This window comes from Rhodopirellula halodulae (genome assembly GCF_020966775.1).
In the GTDB taxonomy this organism is placed as follows: domain Bacteria; phylum Planctomycetota; class Planctomycetia; order Pirellulales; family Pirellulaceae; genus Rhodopirellula; species Rhodopirellula halodulae.
Genome location: NZ_JAJKFV010000010.1, coordinates 227,207 through 245,846, shown reverse-complemented (window position 1 = coordinate 245,846; position 18,640 = coordinate 227,207). Strand labels below are relative to the sequence as shown.

General features: G+C 57.8%; 11 protein-coding genes. 2 read left to right on the top strand and 9 right to left on the bottom strand.

Features of this window, described 5'->3' with window-relative positions:
* Positions 1-81: 81 nt before the first annotated feature.
* Positions 82-1,842 (bottom strand): GspE/PulE family protein, encoded by a 1,761-nt coding sequence (locus LOC70_RS08520; protein ID WP_230253181.1) that lies wholly within the window; start codon positions 1,840-1,842, stop codon positions 82-84.
* A gap of 694 nt (positions 1,843-2,536) precedes the next feature.
* Here LOC70_RS08520 and LOC70_RS08515 point away from each other — a divergent pair.
* Complete coding sequence (locus LOC70_RS08515; RefSeq protein WP_230253180.1) at positions 2,537-3,652, top strand: EAL domain-containing protein; 1,116 nt, start codon at positions 2,537-2,539, stop codon at positions 3,650-3,652.
* 456 nt (positions 3,653-4,108) lie between these two features.
* On the opposite strand, the gene LOC70_RS08510 is transcribed toward LOC70_RS08515, so the two are convergent.
* A complete protein-coding gene (locus LOC70_RS08510) occupies positions 4,109-7,228 on the bottom strand; it encodes a vitamin B12-dependent ribonucleotide reductase (protein WP_230253179.1) in 3,120 nt (1,039 codons plus the stop codon).
* 1,087 nt (positions 7,229-8,315) lie between these two features.
* Between LOC70_RS08510 and LOC70_RS08505 the strand changes: the two genes are divergently transcribed.
* Positions 8,316-9,896 carry a 2-isopropylmalate synthase gene (locus LOC70_RS08505; protein WP_315857222.1) on the top strand — a complete coding sequence of 527 codons (1,581 nt, stop codon included), beginning with the start codon at positions 8,316-8,318 and terminating at the stop codon, positions 9,894-9,896.
* Positions 9,897-10,723: 827 nt separating this feature from the next.
* On the opposite strand, the gene fmt is transcribed toward LOC70_RS08505, so the two are convergent.
* The 7 genes from fmt to LOC70_RS08470 are packed head-to-tail and all read right to left on the bottom strand — an operon-like array spanning position 10,724 to position 18,629.
* The gene (gene fmt / locus LOC70_RS08500; RefSeq protein WP_255715775.1) at positions 10,724-11,725 is read right to left on the bottom strand and encodes a methionyl-tRNA formyltransferase; all 1,002 of its coding nucleotides are present in this window, start codon (positions 11,723-11,725) and stop codon (positions 10,724-10,726) included.
* Positions 11,718-12,323, bottom strand: coding sequence for a peptide deformylase (def, locus tag LOC70_RS08495; RefSeq protein ID WP_230253176.1), 606 nt, complete (start codon positions 12,321-12,323; stop codon positions 11,718-11,720). The genes fmt and def overlap by 8 nt, the downstream gene beginning before the upstream one ends.
* 52 nt (positions 12,324-12,375) lie before the next feature.
* Positions 12,376-13,422: an ABC transporter ATP-binding protein gene (locus LOC70_RS08490; protein ID WP_230253175.1), complete on the bottom strand. Its 1,047-nt coding sequence runs from the start codon at positions 13,420-13,422 to the stop codon at positions 12,376-12,378.
* Positions 13,422-14,507, bottom strand: a complete 1,086-nt coding sequence (locus LOC70_RS08485; RefSeq protein ID WP_390889016.1) for an ABC transporter ATP-binding protein — start codon at positions 14,505-14,507, stop codon at positions 13,422-13,424. The genes LOC70_RS08490 and LOC70_RS08485 overlap by 1 nt, the downstream gene beginning before the upstream one ends.
* On the bottom strand, positions 14,504-15,739 hold the full coding sequence (locus LOC70_RS08480; protein ID WP_230253174.1) for an ABC transporter permease: 1,236 nt from the start codon (positions 15,737-15,739) through the stop codon (positions 14,504-14,506). The genes LOC70_RS08485 and LOC70_RS08480 overlap by 4 nt, the downstream gene beginning before the upstream one ends.
* Positions 15,736-16,665 carry an ABC transporter permease gene (locus LOC70_RS08475; RefSeq protein ID WP_230253173.1) on the bottom strand — a complete coding sequence of 310 codons (930 nt, stop codon included), beginning with the start codon at positions 16,663-16,665 and terminating at the stop codon, positions 15,736-15,738. Before LOC70_RS08475 ends, LOC70_RS08480 begins: the two co-directional genes overlap by 4 nt.
* Complete coding sequence (locus LOC70_RS08470) at positions 16,662-18,629, bottom strand: peptide ABC transporter substrate-binding protein (protein WP_230253172.1); 1,968 nt, start codon at positions 18,627-18,629, stop codon at positions 16,662-16,664. The genes LOC70_RS08475 and LOC70_RS08470 overlap by 4 nt, the downstream gene beginning before the upstream one ends.
* Positions 18,630-18,640 lie beyond the last annotated feature (11 nt).

Genomic DNA, 18,640 nt, shown 5'->3' with positions numbered 1-18,640 from the left:
AACAGGCGAAATGGGCCGATGACGTCCGCTGCCCGCGTTCGAAGAAATCGGGCTGGGTGACGATCGCCGAACGAGCGGGCATTACAGCGACGACAGTTCCTTGGAGATGTGGCTGAGCGCGAGTGCTTCTTGCTCTGTTTTCTTGGCCACACGATGCACCTCTTCGAACGTCGTGATCCCCCGGATCACTTTGAGCATGCCATCGGCGTAAAGCGTTGACATGCCGTTCTTTATGGCCTCCTCGCGAATCGTCTTCGTCGTTGTTCCTTTGAACATCAATTCGCGAAGCTTGTTGTTGATCAGCATCAATTCGTAGATCCCGATCCGGCCGCGGTAGCCGGAACGACCGCAGTACGTGCAACCTTTGCCCTTGCTGAACTCGGCCTGGGCCAGCATCTCCGGTGGAATTTCCGAGTCGTCGATGACGCTCTGCGGCGGCTGATACCGGACCTTGCACCGGGGGCAAATCGTCCGCACCAGACGCTGGGCCAGCACCGCGATCACGGAACTCGCCACCATGTAGGATGGTACACCGATGTCCACCATTCGTGATATAGCACTGGGCGCATCGTTCGTGTGTAGGGTACTGAAAACCAAGTGTCCAGTCAGTGAAGCCTGAATTCCCATCGATGCGGTCTCGTGATCTCGCATTTCCCCGACGAGAATGATGTTGGGTGCTTGCCGCAACATGGCTCGAATGATGCGTGCGAAGTCGAGCCCAATGTTGTGCTTCACTTCGACTTGGTTGATCCCGGGCAAGTAGTATTCGACCGGGTCTTCCGCCGTGATGATCTTTCGGTCGGGCCGGTTCAATGCGTTGAGCGACGCATAGAGAGTCGTCGTCTTTCCCGACCCCGTGGGGCCGGTCACCAGCACGATCCCGTTGGGTCGGCGGATCAGGGAGTTGAAGTTCCGGAAGTCGCGTTCTGACAAACCAAGCTGCCGGGTACCGACTTTGATGTTGTCCTTGTCCAACAACCGCATCACGCAGGACTGGCCGTGGTTGGTGGGGATGATGCTGACCCGCAGGTCGAGCTGCTTGTCCCCCACGGTGATCTTGATCCGCCCGTCCGTGGGGCGTCGCTTTTCAGAGATGTCGATCTTGGAGAGGATCTTGATCCGAGCGATGATGGCCGACAGCATCCGCCGGGGGGCTGCTTCCCGCTCCACGCAACGGCCGTCAATTCGATAACGAATTCGCACCCGATCTTCGAAGGGCTCGACGTGAATGTCACTGGCCCGCAACTGAACGGCTTCGGCGATCATCAAATTGACCAACCGGATCACGGGGGCGGAATTGTCATCCACCGTTTCCTCGGTCCCCCCGCCAGAGTCCGACTCGGTTTCGGTGAAGTCGATGGCCGTGTCGGTGAATTCTTGCAGCATCGAGTCAGCCGATTCCCCTTCGACCTGACCGTAGTACTGGTTGATTGCCCCGTTGATGGCTTCCTTGGGTGCCAGGGCGGTCTCGATCTTTCGGTTCAGAATGAACCGGAGCTTTTCGACCGTTTCGAGGTCAAAGGGGTCGGCGATGAGAATCGTCAGGGCGCCGTCTTCTTCTTTGAACGGCAAAACGGTGTTTTCCCGAGCGACGGATTCGGGGACCAATTCGATCACCGTTTCGCTGATTCGCTCGCTGCGGAGGTCGACGAACGGGATTTTGTGGTATTTCGCGACCGCCATCCCGACTTCTTCGGGCGTGGCGTATTCCATTTTGATCAGGACGTCGCCGATGTCCGCGTCGGTGTTTTTGGCGACTTCTTCCGCTTCGGACAATTGATCGAGACTGATGACGCCCTGTTGGAGCAGCAAATCCGTGAAATCTTGCATCGTCCGGCTCATGATGAATTCCTTCGTCGACAGAAAAGCAGTGTCTGCCGTGGGCGCGCAAAGCGACCCCGGCGACGTGATCTTAGGATATCACGAGGTCCGAGTGCAGGTTGACCTTTTTTGGGAATGGGGGCGGATGGGAGCGGAAAGGGGAGCAGGGTGTAGGAGGGGAAAGGGCCACAGGGCCACAGGAAGCTGGATTCGGGAGGTAATAGAGCGGTGAATGTCGGCCATGAGTGGCCAACCGACGGGTAATGCGGCCAACACGTAGCCGGATTCGCCAAGAATTCGGATAAATACCCACACGCCAAACGTAGCCGGATTCGTCAAGAATTCGGACACCAGAGTCGAACCGTTGCCCCCAACTGTTCCGCGATCGACTCCCCAACGCAGAGAAACGCAGCCCCCGCAAACGAGCTCAACAATCGGTGCTAACGCACGGCGGCTACTTGGTCTCTCGAACGTCGCGGTCTTGCGCAGGGCGGCGTCGCACACCGGCTCTGGACCGATGAGGCCACCCAACCGTTGCAACCGGAATGCGTGGCCGCGGGCTTGTTGTCACAACGAGCACAGTCGCGAAATTCCGGCGAAAAACTTGGGGTGCAGTCCATATGTACACAACAAGTGACCTAGCTTTGCAGCAGAACGAGGTCTTGCCCCCTCAATCTCCGTTCGCGTTTCATTCATCCTTCACGAATTTGTTGTCATGGCTTCTGTTGATAGCCTCTCCCTCGACTCGCTTCGACGAAGCACCGCCGTCTGTGAAGACGTGTGGTTCTTGTCGGGACCGATGGGACCAGGCGATACGCTGCAGCACACGCCGATCGACCAAGAGCCCTTTATCGTGGGCCGCAAGTCGGGCGTGGCAATGAAGCTGCAATTCCGCACCGTCAGCGGCAACCATGCCGAGCTGAAGGTCGAAGACGGCAAACTGATGGTCCGTGATTTGGAAAGCACCAACGGGACCTACTTGAACGGAGAACGTGTGGAAGGAACCGCGTTCGTTGGAAACGAAGATCTGATTCACTTCGCCGAGGCTCCTTTTCGCGTTCGTCGCCAATCGCCAACCGGGGTGACCGCCGGCACCATTTCAGAAAACGTCTGCGATCAAGCCCTCGCGCTCGTCCAATTCGACCGTTTGATGAGCCAACGCCTGGTTCGCCCTCACTTCCAACCCATCGTGACCCTTTCCGGTGCTCGCCAAGTCGGATTTGAGATTCTGGGTCGCGGCAGTGTGTTTGGGCTGGAGTCCGTCGGGGCAATGTTCCATGCCGCCGAGCAACTCAATTTGGAAGTCGAACTCAGCCGCATGCTTCGCTGGGAAGGCTTGCGAGAAGGACGTGAAATCCCAGATTCACCGACGTTGTTTGTGAACACGCACCCCAAAGAGATGGAAGACACCCAGTCGCTGATCGACTCGTTGTGCAAAGTCCGCTCGATGGCGTCGAACACTCAGATCGTTTTGGAAATTCACGAATCGGCCGTCACCAACCCGAAACAAATGCAACGCCTGCATGCGACGCTCAAAGAACTCAACATGCAATTGGCGTACGACGACTTCGGTGCCGGGCAAGCACGCTTGGCCGAATTGGTCGAAGCCCGGCCGGACTACGTCAAGTTCGACATTGGTTTGATTCGCGGCTTGAGTGTCGCGGACGAGAACCGAATGCGAATGTTGCGATCGTTGGTTAGCATGGTGCAAGACCTGGATATTTCAGCGCTCGCCGAAGGCATTGAAACGATCGAAGAAGCCGAAGCCTGCCAAGAAATCGGCTTCGACCTGGCTCAAGGTTTCTACTACGGTCGCCCCGCACCGGCCTGATCTCACTGGGACGATCAGTAAGTAACGGGCGACGACGCCCCGAATGCCTTGGTCGAGTTGGCTGTGTCGCTCGGCGGAACAATGGGGCCCCTTGTTCTCTCGGTAGGTCATGTCTCACATGACGCCCCGGCCGATGCTTTGGAACAAAGCGAGGTCTCCTGCAACGATCGCCTCGCAAATAAACGCCCGCAGCCCATGCCAGCACGTTGCGCCAGCAATGATTGGCTTGATAAGTGGAGAGAAGTACAGCGTGGTGTCCGGTGGAACCGGACCTACGGTTGATTGTATGTGGTAGGTGTCGGCCAAGAGTGGCCAACCTACGCTGAGGCGCCGACCCACGCAGCGATCCGCGACTGTCGCCAGACCTCAGCTTGGCGAATGAAAAAAGCCGACGCCCACAGAGGGTGAGCGCCGGCTTTTGGGTGATGTCACAGTTCTTGCGAGCGTGCCGATCGATCAGCTGCAACCCATCGAGTTGCCGCAGTTGTGGCAGAGGTAGCAGTTGCCGTTTCGCACGGTGATGCTGCCGCAGTTGTCACAGCTGGGAGCGTCGGTTTGGAAGCGTGAGAACTGGTCGGCTTGCCCGCCCAATCCATCGGTCGCTTTCTCGGCGGTCGCTCCGCCGGACGCCCCATTCGCAGAACCGTTTGCAGCGTGGCCATTGGAGTGACCGTTGCTCGTTCCATTCTGCAGACTCGCCAACAACGTTGCACGCTCCACCAAAGCCACGGCGGCTCCGGCATCGGCACGCAGTTCCGCCATCACGGGGCTGTTGTTGGTCGACGTTGCACCGGAGGGAGCCTTGGTTAGATCCGGACCATTGCCCGCGGATTGCGAACCGTTGTCGCTGCCGGGGTACTGGTCGTTGCCCGACATGAACGTCAGCCCCAACCAACGAGCGATGTAGTCGACCACACTCTTTGCGATGCGAATGTCCTTGTTGGACGTGTGCCCCATCGGTTCGAAACGCGTGTGACTGAACTTGTTGACGATGACTTCCAATGGCACGCCGTACTGCATCGCGATCGAAAGTGCGGTGCCGAAACTGTCCATGATGCCGCCGATGGTCGAACCTTCTTTGGCCATCGTGATGAACATTTCGCCGGGACGACCATCGGGATACAGACCCACGCACAAGTAACCTTCGTGCCCAGCGATGCTGAACTTGTGGGTCAAACTTTGACGCGTGTCGGGCAAACGCTCACGCCGAGGTTTGTAGACAATCTTCTCGACGGTTTCGACTTGCGTTGCAGCGGAAGCTTCCTCGCCTTTCTTCTCGTCCGACTTCGTGTTCAGCGGCTGCGACTGCTTGCTGCCGTCGCGGTAAATCGCGATGGCTTTCAGTCCCAATTCCCAGCCCCAGAAGTAAGCGTCCGCGATGTCTTGCGGAGTCACATCGGTCGGCATGTTGACGGTCTTGCTGATCGCACCCGACAGGAACGGTTGTGCCGCTGCCATCATGGTGATGTGAGCACGCCAGGAGATACTGCGAACGCCGTTGGCAGGTTTGAAAGCACAATCGAACACAGCCAGGTGTTCGTCTTTCAAACCAGGAGCCCCTTCGATCGTGTCGTTGGCGTCCACATACTTCAGAATTTCTTCGATCGTGTCGGCATCGTAATCGAGCGTCTTCAAACCGAGTTTGACGGTTTGGTTGACGATCTTCAGCATCCCACCACCGGCGAGTTGCTTGTACTTCACCAATGCGATGTCTGGCTCGATGCCGGTCGTATCGCAATCCATCATGAAGCTGATGGTGCCGGTGGGTGCCAACACGGTGGCTTGAGCGTTGCGGAAACCGTACTTCTCGCCGATTTCCAACACACCGTCCCACAATTCGCGAGCGGCTTCTTTCAGCTCGGCTGGACCGTCGTCGTTGATTTCTTCGCAAGCGTCACGGTGCATTTGCATCACGCGAAGCATGGGAGCTTCGTTCTCGGCGTAACCGTCGAACGTCCCGACAACGCTGGCCAATTCCGCGCTGGTGCGGTTGGCTTCGCCGTGCAACAACGAGGTCAACGAACCGCACATGCCGCGGGCCGCGTCGCTGTCGTAAGGCAACCCAGCCGTCATGATCACGCTGCCCAAGTTCGAATAGCCCAATCCCAACGGACGGAATTTGTGGCTGTTGCGAGCGATGGGCTCGGTGGGATAGCTGGCGTGGTCGACCAGGATTTCCTGGGCAATGAAGAACGTACGGCAAGCCGAGCGGAAACGTTTGTGATCAAACGATCCATCGGGTTGAACGAACTTCATCAAGTTGATGCTGGCCAGGTTGCAAGCCGTGTCGTCCAGGAACATGTATTCCGAACAGGGGTTCGACGCGTTGATCGCACCGCTGTTGGGGCACGTGTGCCACTTGTTGATCGTCGTGTCGTACTGCACGCCGGGGTCGCCGCAGTGCCATGCACACTCGGCCATCTTGTTGAGCAACTCTTTGGCGTCGTAGCTTGGTGGCTCGGTTTCAGGTTTGTCCGTGACCCAGCGGGTTTGGAACGATTCGCCTTTGCGAACGGCGTCCATGTAGTCGTCCGTCAAACGAACCGACAGGTTGGCGTTTTGGAAACAAACGCTGGCGTAGGCTTCGCCATTGAAGTTCGAATCGTAGCCTTCGCGGATCAACGCGTGAGCCTTCTTTTCCTCCGCCCATTTGCACTCGATGAACTCGAGAATGTCTGGGTGCCAAACTTTGAGCGATTGCATCTTCGCCGCACGACGAGTCTTGCCGCCGGACTTCACCACGCCGGCGATCGAGTCATACACTCGCATGAACGACAACGGTCCCGATGGCGTGCCGCCGCCGGACAGTTTTTCACGTTGGCTGCGGATGGTCGAAAGGTCGGTTCCGGTGCCGCTGCCGAACTTGAACAACATCGCCTCGCTGCACGCCAGACGCATGATGTCTTCCATGTTGTCGTCGACCGACTGGATGAAGCACGCGGAGCCTTGTGGATACTCGTAAGGGTTGTCGGGCTGCGCCGTCGTGTTTTGCGTGCGGTCCCAGTGCCAGTTGCACATGTCGCCTTCGACGTCGTACTGCGCATGCAGACCAACGTTGAACCACACGGGGCTGTTGAACGCACCGTGCTGGTGCAGACACAACCAAGTCAAATCACGATAGAAACGTTCGCCGTCTTCGGGGGTGTCAAAGTAACCGTCGGCCAGGCCCCAGTCGCTGATCGTGCGAGTCACGCGGTGAACGAGTTGGCGGACGCTGCGTTCGCGTTCCTGTGGGTTCCTGGGGTCGCCGTAGAAATACTTCGAGACAACGACGTTGGTTGCCAATTGGCTCCACGAAGAGGGGACTTCGCAGTCGGTTTGCTCGAACAGGGCGTTCCCCGATTCGTCTTTGATGGCTGCCGAACGCAGGTCCCAGCTCGTCGTGGCAAAGGGCGTGCGTCCGTCATCCGGGCAGAAAGTTGCCTCGAACTTCAAACCGGCGCGATCGCCTCGCAAGGCCGTCCCAAACTTTCCGCGAGCGTATTCGACGCCGTGCTCGGAGTCGACTTTTTCCAATGCGGGATCGTTGGCGGGGGTGCGGGAGGTCGCGTTCGACTCGGGCAGAACAGTGGACATAGCGTGTCACAAACTCCTTAAAGAGATCGTCCGTGGACGGTGCACCGGATGTTGCTCTTTCGCGGTCCTCGCGAAACAACCGATCCCGTCGAATTGAAAATAAGAGCGGTCCAGTCGCGGATGAGTGCTTCTTCCGTGAGCGAAAACCACCAACTGAGTGAGACTAGGGTCGATATCGGATCTTTGACCCGCAAAATCGATGCAAAATGATTTGCTATCACTACCGGTAGTGGTTTCCATGCCGTTGAGGCACTACATGTGGGCGACCGGTGCGGAATGTTAGAGGTTCCTTCGAAAGTGTCAATCAAGATTTTTGATCCGCCCTAAATCACGCCCGTGATTCGATTTGCGCGCGACTCTCAAAATGAACCCCACACCGTTTTGGGCTCCTCAGGGCCGACGTAAAGCCAGCTCTGGTGAAGAGTTAGTGAATCTCTGACGAAGAGCAGTGACGGTCGTGGAAAACTTGTCGGGAACCGAATTTTTCTTCCCAGCCCGCATCTCGCCCCTGGTCACCTGCGACGGTGAACCCAGTTGGGCAAAATGGAGAAATTGGTGCTGCAGCATGGCGAGAGCCTCCAGTACCAGCCATGTCGCGCAAGCACGTGGCTGCGAGGTCCTCCAGCGGACGGCGTCTCCTACGCGCGTTTGCCATGGGCCAAGCGCGCGTCGGCCAGGAGTGGCCAACCTACGAGTAGGGTTGAGAAAGAACGCGGACCGGCGGAGCGATCCGCGACAATCTCGAGAGCACAACCCAGCCTCACGCACACCACCTGCCTCCCTGTGGCCCTGCTCCCCTTTAGCCTTTCCCCTCCCACAACCCTTGACCCCGACGTCGTCGTCTGACTATCGTCTTGGCATGAGCGGACGACTTAGCCTCCTCCTGAATCTCGACCTCGGCCTTCTAGCGAACGGCCTGAGCGGATTCTTGGTGGACGCATAACGACAGTCGTCTCAACTTCACCGAATTGAATTTGCCCGGGCCGCACTGACCGCGACTCGGGTTTTTTTGTGCCCGATTGGGTCTGCGGTGGGTGCGACTTCGGGGCTCCGAGGTTTATCTTTTCCCATTCCAGTTTGTAGTCCCATGAGTGACCAACCGAACCCAGATGCCATGACTGAAACCAACCGCCAAATTCGGATCTTCGACACCACGCTGCGTGACGGCGAGCAATCGCCCGGTGCCAGCATGAACTTGGCGGAGAAACTCGAGGTCGCATCGGCTCTGGTCGATTTGGGCGTGGACATCATCGAAGCCGGTTTCCCCATCGCTTCACCGGGCGATTTTGAATCGGTCAAGCAAATTGCGACCACGATTCGCGGGGCGACCATCTGCGGTTTGGCTCGTTGTGCGGAAAAGGACATCGACCGTGCCTGGGAGGCTTTGAAGACTGCCCCGCAAGCTCGCATCCATGTGTTCTTGGCCACCAGCGCCATCCACCGAGAATTTAAGTTGCGAATGACACCCGACGAGATCGTCGAACGCGCCGTCGCCGGTGTCCGCCGCGCCGCCTCACACTGCGACGATGTGGAGTTCTCGCCCGAGGACGCTTGCCGGACCGAGCATGATTTCTTGTGCCGCGTGGTTGAAGCCGCCATCGATGCGGGAGCGACCACGATCAACGTGCCGGACACGGTGGGCTACACCACGCCCGGCGAAATCTACGACCGCTTCAAGATGTTGCGCGACCGAGTGCCCAACATGGACAAAGCCGTCTTGAGCACGCACTGCCACGATGACCTGGGCATGGCCGTGGCCAACTCCTTGGCGGCGGTCGAAGCGGGCGCCGGACAGATCGAATGCACCATCAATGGCATCGGCGAACGAGCCGGCAATGCGGCGTTGGAAGAGTTGGTGATGGCGATGAAGACTCGCCAGGATTTCTATCACTGCCAAACCAACATCAACACCAAACGCTTGGTTCCCGTCAGCCGCTTGGTCAGCAAGACCACCGGCATCAACGTGCAACGCAACAAAGCCATCGTTGGCCGCAACGCGTTCGCTCACGAATCGGGTATCCACCAAGACGGCATGCTGAAGGAACGTTCGACCTACGAGATCATGGCCCCCGAAGAAGTCGGATTCACCAAGACCGATTTGGTGCTGGGCAAACACAGCGGACGCGCGGCGCTGGCCGATCGTGCGAAGCAGTTGGGCATGACGTTGACCGGCGAACAACTGCAGGAAGTCTTCGAGGCTTTCAAAGAGTTGGCCGACAAAAAGAAAGAGATCTACGACGGTGACATCGTGGCGTTGGTCCAACAGAAGATCAGCGAAACGGTGGCTCCCGAGTGGACGATGGTCGACTACGAAGTCACCAGCGGGAAAGACCAAACCCCGAAGGTGCGAGTCACCCTGCAACGCGACGGCCAAGACTTCACTGAACAAGTCGAACAGGGCGACGGCCCGATCGACGCGGCGTTCTGGGCGGTCGAAAAGATCACGGGCATCGAAGTGGTTTGCAAAGACTTCCGAGTCCGCAGTGCCACGTTGGGACGTGACGCCATCGGCGAAGTGAACCTGGAAGTCGAGCACCAAGGCAAGACGTACCGCGGGACGGGCGTCAGCACCGACAGTGTGGAAAGCACGATCTTGGCGATGCTAAACGCGATCAACCGCATCGTCGCGGGCATCGCCGCCGACCCCGGCGAATTGCCACAGCCGTAGGGCAGTGGGAGAGGGCTGAGGGCCTAGTTTTGAGTGCTGAGGAACGAGTGCTGAGTGCTAAGAAATTGGTGCTGAGCACTAGGTCGGATGCTGCGTTTGGGCCAGAACATCACTCGGCCGAACAATGGAGGACCATCGTTCTCCCGGTAGGTCATGTCTCACATGACGCCCCGACCGATGCTTTGGAACAAAGCGAGGTCTCCAGCATTGCTCGCTTCGCAAATGGACGTCGGCAGCCCATGCCGCCACGTTTCGCCAGAAATGACTGGCTTGGAGATTGGAGGGGATGTACAGCGTGGTGTCCGGTGGAACCGGACCTACGGTTGATTGCATGTGGTAGGCGTCGGCCAGGAGTGGCCAACCTACGCTACGGCGCAGGACCGCGCAGCGATCCGCGACAATCTCAACCGCCAGACCTCAGCAGCGAAGTGGAACTCCGGCCGTGGGGTGTGAACAACGACGCAACAATCGATCGGGTCGTAACGTCTCTCGGCGGAACAATGGAGGACCATTGTTCTACACTCGGTAGGTCATGTCTTACATAACGTCCCGACCGATGCTTTGGAACAAAGCGAGGTCTCCAGCAACGATCGCCTTGCAAACGGACATCGGCAGCCCATGCCAGCACGTTTCGCCAGAAATGATTGGCTTGAAAAGTGAAGGGAATGTACAGCGTGGTGTCCGGTGGAACCGGACCTACGGTTGGATGCATGTAGCAGGCGTCGGCCAGGAGTGGCCAACCTACGCTGAGGCGCCGACCGACGCAGCGCTCCGCGACAACCCTCAACCCTCGCCGCTACCCTGTGGCTCTGTGGCCCTGATCCCTTTCAACTTTTTCCCACCATCAACATTTGCCCGGGTTCCAGGCGGTGGCCTCGGGCGAAATCGAGGCCGGACATTTCTTTCTTGCCCGCCGGTTGCAAACGTTCAATCACGACGTGGCCGTCGCCGCAGGCGATCGCGAATTCTTCGTGCTCGACAACGCTGCCCGGTGGCTTGTCGTTGGTCGCTTCCGATTTCACCGGAGTGACCTTTCGAATTGCCACGCGAATCGGTGGCTTGTTGTCTTTCACCTGAGCGAAGGTGAACGCGACGGGCCAAGGCTGCATGCCTCGCACCAAGCAATCGATCTGCTTGCCCGTCATCGTCCAATCGATCTCCGCTTCGGCCTTGGACAATCGCGGTGCCTTCGAAACCTTTGCCGGATCTTGCACCTCGCCCAGGGGTCCATGATCGTCGAGCGATGGAATCCCCCGAAGCAACGCCACGGATTCCATGGTCGCCTCCACGCCCAAGTTCGACAAACGCACCTCCAACTCTCCAGAGGTTTCTTCGCTTGAGATCGGCGTCTTGCGGACCGAAACGATCGGGCCTCCATCCAGCTTGGGAGTCATGTGGATCACCGACACTCCGGTTTCCTCGTCACCGGACAGCAACGCTCGCTGCACCGGTGCCGCACCGCGATAGGCGGGCAATAACGATCCGTGCAAATTGATTCCGCCCAAACGCGCCGCGGCCAGTGCTTCTGGCTTCAAAATCTGACCATAGTCGCACACGACCAGCAGATCCGCTTGATGCGACACCAACTCCGCGATCGTGTCCGTGTCGTTGATGCTGGCGGGAGCCTCCACCGGCAAACCATGCGATTCGGCCCATTCGCGAACGGGTTGTGGCGGTGGGCCGCCTCGGCTTTTCACCGGCGGCAAGGGACGCACGTAGACCCGCACGATCTCATCACCGTTCTCGGCGGCCTGTCGACGAATGGCCTCGAACGACGGGACCGCGAACGGGCCGGTGCCCATCAAGACTAAGCGAAGCGAATCAGCCATGCGTGGTCGTCCCACCCGTGTACATCGTTTCCCATTCGGCACGTTGCTTCGCCAAAGTCGCCTCGTCGGCGATCGAGCCCGTGCCTTGTTTGGATGCGTAGTCGGTTTGGAATTCGTCGAGGTGTCCTTCCAAATCCCGCAAGCCTTCTTCGCCCATGCGGTCGAAGAACATGATGCCGTCCAAGTGATCGACCTCGTGCTGAACGACCCGGGCGATGAAGCCATCTAACACTTGATTGATGTCGTTGCCCTGCAAATCAAAGCCTCGCAATCGCACCGACTTGGGCCGTTTGACTTGGCCGTAGACCCCCGGCACGCTCAAGCAACCTTCTTGAGCCGTGTCGTTGCCCTTGGGACGATCAATTTCTGGGTTCAGCACGATCCAAGGCTCGCCCTCGTCACGTTTCCCCGTCGGGTTGCAGACGAACATTCGCAGCGGCAGATCCACTTGGTTGGCCGCCAACCCAACGCCGTCGAACTCGTACATCAGCTCGAGCATTTCTTCCGCCATCGACTTCAATTTGGCGTCGACGCGAACGATGGGGCGACTGACGTGTCGCAGTGTCGGGTGCGGGAAATGGATGATCGACAGCGGCATGATGAGAACGAACGTTTGAAACAGCGAGATTGGAGATCAATCCCGAAGCTTATCAAACTTCCGGCGGATCATCACGCTCCCAACAAGCCGCCGCATGCGGGCGAGCCGGCAATCCGGGCCGATCGGTACGGCAACGGTCCACCGCGATCGGGCAACGATCCGCGAAAGAACAGCCCGGGTAATGCTTGTCGGGCGATGGCACCTCGCCTTGCAGAACAATTCGCCGGCGCTGGGTCGCGATTTTGGGATCGGGGATCGGAACCGCCGACAGCAAGGCTTCCGTGTAGGGATGCTTGGGGTCGGCGTAGAGTTCTTCCGCAGGCCCCAACTCAGCGATCCGCCCCAGATACATCACTCCCACCCGATTCGCGATGTGGCGGACCACCGCCAAGTCGTGAGCGATGAACAGGTAAGCCACGCCGAGTTTCTGCTGAAGATCCATCATCAGGTTGATGATCTGAGCCTGGATCGAAACATCGAGAGCCGAGACCGGTTCATCGCAAAGAATCAAATCGGGCTGCACCGCGAGCGCCCGTGCGATGCCGATGCGTTGGCGTTGACCGCCACTGAATTCGTGTGGGTATCGATTCAGAAACCGTGGGTTCAGTCCCACCAACTCCATCAATCGCAAGACTTCGAGCTGACGGTCTTTGCCAGATGCTAGACCATGAACCTTCAGCGGTTCGCCAATGATGCCCCCGACCGTCATCCGCGGATTCAAGCTCGCAAACGGATCTTGAAAAACCATTTGAACTCGCCGTCGATACGGCAGCATGGCTTTGTCCGACAGACCGGCGATCGACTTGCCATCGATGCGAACATCACCTGAGGTCGGATGCACCAGATTGATGATCGCGCGAGCCGTGGTGGATTTGCCACATCCCGATTCGCCAACCAAACCGAGTGTTTCTCCTTTGGCGATGTCGAACGACACGCCATCGACGGCTCGGATCACGCCTTGTTCTGGATTGAACAGCGAGCCACGTCGAAAAGGAAAGTGCACCTTCAGGTCACGGACTCGCAACAACGGTGACTCATCGATGGATGACGTTGTCGCAGTGGGCGATTGTTTCACCGCTTGCGATGTTGATTCGCTCATCAAGCCACCTCCACGTGACACGCGGCCAAATGCGGCTGGACAACTGGCAACGAATTCACGCCGCCGGACACCGCAACCTTCCGCTCCAGATTAGGCTCGGTCTTTTTGCAGACGTCTTCCACGAAGCTGCATCGAGGTGCGAAGGAACAACCGACAATGGGTTCCGACATGTCGGGCGGGCCGCCTGGTATCGCCGACAATTGGTCGTGTTGTTCGGTATCGAATCGCGGTAGAGAGCCGAGCAACCCGAGCGTGTAAGGATGACGTGGTGATTCGAACAAGTCATCGACGTTCGCCTTTTCCACGATGCGTCCGGCGTACATCACCATCACGCGATCGGCGACCCCGGCGACGACACCCAAATCGTGAGTGATCAGAACAATCGCTGTGCCTTTGCGTTCTTGCAGGTCAGCCAACAAATCCATGATCTGAGCTTGGATCGTGACGTCGAGCGCCGTGGTGGGCTCGTCCGCGATGAGCAACTCTGGTTCGCACGACAACGCCATCGCGATCATGACTCGTTGACGCATCCCGCCACTGAATTGATGCGGGTAATCACGCAGGCGTTTTTCGGGCGAAGTGATACCGACCATCCCCAGCATCTCGACCGCGCGAGCCGATGCTTCTTTCTTCGTCAGACTGAGGTGCAACCGAGTCATTTCGGTCATCTGCTGCTCGATGGTCATCAGTGGATTCAGGGCCGTCATCGGATCTTGAAAGATCATCGAGACGTGGCGTCCGCGAATGGCTTGCAATTCACGAGCGTTCATCTTCAGGAGATTACGACCTTGAAACAAAGCCGAACCGGAATCAACGCGACCGGGAGGCTGCGGGATCAATCCCATCATCGCCAAGTTGGTCACGCTCTTTCCGCTTCCGGATTCTCCCACGATGGCAACAGTCTCGCCCGCGCGAACATCAAAAGATATCCCGCGAACGGCTTTGACGTGCCCCTCGTCCGTTTTGAAACTGACGCGCAAATCGGAGACTTGCAGGAGTGACGAACCGCCGTCGCGAGGGGCGTCTTTTGCATCCAACGTCGCGGCTTCCGAAGTCGTCATGGGATCCCCGTGCGTTTCGCTCATCGGTTTTTCATCTTTGGATCCAAAGCGTCTCGCAAACCATCACCCAAGAAGTTCAGGGCGAACAAGGTCATCGCCAGCGCGGCACCGGGGAAGATCACCACCCACCAGAACAGCTTGATGCTCGACAACGCTTCTACGCCGTCATTGAGGAGCAGTCCCCACGAAACATCGGGTGGAGCAACCCCCAACCCCAAGAACGACAAGAACGCTTCGAACAACATCACAGCCGGAATGGTCAACGTCAAATAAACAATGACGATGCCAAGCACATTGGGCACCAGGTGTCGAAACACAATTCGCATGGGTGATGCACCGATCGTGCGAGCGGACTCAATGAATTGCTCCTGCCGCAGCGACAGGACTTGGCCGCGAACGACTCGCGACATGGTCAACCAATAGATCGCACCGATGATGATGTAGAAGATCATGATCTGATCGATGCCATAACTTTCCAGCCACGCTTTGACGCTTTCTTCACCCAAGAACGTGACCAAGTAAATCACAACGAAGATGAATGGAATCGAATACAGCATGTCCACAATCCGCATCATGGCCGCGTCGACGTAACCACCAAAGTAACCCGCGATGGCACCGTAGCTGACACCGATCAACAAACTCACCAGCGTCGCGACCACGCCGACCACCAACGAAACACGCGCGCCCCAAAACACACGAGCGAGCAAATCACGCCCGAGCTTGTCGGTGCCGAACAACGACGGCACGGCATAGTCGCCAAAGATTGCCACTCGCATGCGCACCATGGCGAAGCTGACTCCACCGAGCTGGTTCCACAGTTGATTGAATGGATGTTCGACTCGAATGCGATCGTTGATCGCGATCAACTGTTTGGCTCTTTGAACGGGATCCGACGTGGCCATGGCCTGCGACGTTTCCTCCTCGATTTCGGCTTCAAAGAGTGCCAGCTGGCTGGTCAATCTTCCATCGGCGAACTTCAGTCCTTCTCGCGATCCCATGACAATGGGCTCAGTCGATGGCGGCAAAAAACGTCGGTTATTGAGATCTTTGTCGAGCGGACTCTGCAGCGGCAACATCGGCGTTAGAAACGCGACCAACCCCAAGCCAATCAGAAACACCAGCGAAGTCATCGCGGGACGGTTTCGACGCAGACGACGCCAAGCGTCTTTCCAAAGCGACACGCCACGAATGTTGCGAGATTCCTCCAGCAACTTCGTCAGCGTTTCTTCGTTCTTGGTTGAATCGGGAAGGTTCATTCCAGGTCCACCCGTGGGTCAATGACAGCGTATGCCAAGTCGACAATCGTGTTCATCACAAACAGCAACACCGTGTAGGTCAGCACCATTCCGGTGGCCAGCGTCGTGTCACGCTGAGTCGCCGCGTAGATGAAGTGGCTGCCCATGCCCGGCAAAGCAAAGATATTTTCCAGCACCAATGAACCGGTCAGCACGCCCGCGGTGGCTGGCCCCAGATAACTGACCACCGGCAGTAGTGCACCGGGCAAAACGTGTTTTAAGATCACAGTGCGTTTGGGCAATCCTTTTGCGAACGCGGTGCGAACATGTTCACGGCTGAGCGATTCCAACATGCCGGCTCGCGTTAACCGGGCGATGTACGCGGCAACGGGCAAACCCAAACACAACGCGGGCAAGGCGACTTGCCGAAGCGTCCCCCAACCCGCCGCGGGGAACAACGGGATCAAAAACACAAACAGCAAAATCGCAATCGACGCCAACACAAAGTTGGGAATGGCGATGCCCAAAACGGCGGTGGCCATCATCGCCACATCAGCAAAGCTGCCTCGATAAACCGCCGAGATGACTCCTGCGGAGACACCCAAGATGATGGCAAACACCAAAGCGAAGATCGCCAGCGATGCTGACACCGGAAAGCCTTCCGCGATGACTTGATTGACGCTGTAGTCTTCCAGTTTGATGGACCAACTCAAATCACCGCGGCTGATGATGCCCCACATGTAGTCCCAGTATTGCTGCAGCGGCGGAGCATCCAAGTTGTAACGGGCTCGCATCTGCTGCTCGATCGCGGGAGGCATCGCGCGTTCGGCACTGAAAGGACTGCCGGGGGCGGCTCGCATCAACACGAACGAAACGGTGTAGACCGCCCACAGCGTGATGGCCATCCAGCCAAGTCGTCGGACAAGGAAACCGAGCAAGTCTTTCATGGCTTGCCCTCCAATCGAATCGTTTGAAACGGGTGCGTGTCTTGCGGCGTCGGGTGCAAACCTTTGACGTAGGGTTTGATGATGTTCAAACCGACGTAGTAATAAATCGGAATGGCGGGAAGCTCATCGGCCCAGATTGCCTCGGCTTCAGCAAGCAGTTCCATGCGTTTGGTTTTGTCGGATTCTGATGCGGCCAGTGAGAGCAATTCGTCGTAGCGGGGATTGTCCCAAGCCGTGTTGTTCTGCGGGCTTTCGCTGAGGAACAGATCCAAGAACGTGTTCGGGTCGGGGTAGTCCGCGTTCCATGCCGCTCGTGAAATGTCGTAACGTTGTTGCTGACGCTTGTCGAGAAAACTGCCCCACTCCATATTCTGCAGGTCAGCCTTGATATTCAGATTGTTTTGCCACTGTTGCTGGATCACCTCGGCGATCGCACGGTGACTTTCGCTGGTGTTGTAAAGAATCGTGAACTTGGGAAAGCCTCGACCGCCGGGATACCCCGCTTCGCGAAGCAGTTCCTTGGCTTCTTCCAGTGATCCGCGGTTGCCCTTTTCGTGGGTGTACCCCGCGATGCCTGGCGGCACCAACGCGAACGCCGGTTGCTGGCCCGCTTTGGTGACTTCGCGAACGATCTGTTCGCGGTTGATGGCCATCGACAACGCTTTGCGAACGCGAACGTCATCAAGCGGTGGTCGTTTGGTGTTCAGTTCGTAGTAGTAAACCGAAAGATACGGCGCCCCGATGTAGTCGTCGCGTTTCTTGAGCTCTTCGATCAAGGTCACTGGCGGATCCGTGACCCAATCGAGTTCACCGGTCTCGTACATATTGAGAGCGGTGTTCTGACTTTCGATTGACATCGCGTCGATGGATTCGACTTGCACGTTGTCCGCGTCGTACCACTTTTCGTCTTTGACCAAACGGACTCGGTCACGCAGCTTTCGCAGGCCGACTTTGTAAGGACCGCAGGTGACAATATTCTCGGGCCGCGTCCACATTGGTTTGCCATGTTCCTCGATGCAGTGTCGCGGCACTGGGAACAGCGGGTAATAAGCGACCAAGTTTGGGAAGTAGGGCAGCGGGTCGCGAAGACGCACGATCAGCGTGGTTTCGTCGGGCGCCTCGACGCCTCCCAACCGATCGAATGCCACCAACACCGCGTGAGTCCGCTGGGTGTTTTCATCCGCCAGCGGCGTTTGCAGGTTCTTGGTGTAGGTGACGGTTTGGGTGACTTCGTCCCATAGGATCTCGTCACCGTTGACCGTCGCTAAATCCACCGTGTAAAGCCATTCGGATTGCCAGTCGGCGGTGATCTTTGACTTTTCTTCCTTCGACGCACCTTCCGGGAAGTTGGGCATTGGCGGTTTGTCGAGAGCTGTCAGCGTGCCGTGGACGATTGTGCCCCGAGGGAAGGTTTGCTGCGCCGGCTCACCGTCGATGGTTTCGCCCGGGCGATCCCACAATTCAATTTCAACTTTGTCGCCGGGTTTCACCTCGCCCGTCGCGTAGGCTTCCGCGTTCTTGACGCCGAAGAGTTGGAAGTTGTATTCGCACGCCGTTTCAGGATGCAGCATGCGGGTCCACGACCACACGAAGTCGGCGGAGGTGATGGGGACGCCGTCGCTCCATGTCACGTCATCACGAAGAGTGAACGTGTAGGTCATGTTGTCGGGCGAAACGTCGTAGGACGTGGCGATGCCCGGTTGCGGCGTCATCGGCTGGACGCCCGTTTCCGGATCGGGGTCGCCCTCAGGCAACTCCTCCAACAACCCGGTGAAGATGTTGAACAGAATCCGGCTTTCCGGTTGGCCGGTGGCTCGGTGCGGGTCGAGCGTTTTCGGGTCCGTCCCGTTTTGGAAACTGAATTCCGCGGGCGGCATCGCGTCGAATCGCGACGCCCAGACCACGGCCACCACCATCACGACGGCAGCCAAAATCAAAAACGCTCGACGAAGTTCTAATGGCATGGCGGTTGATC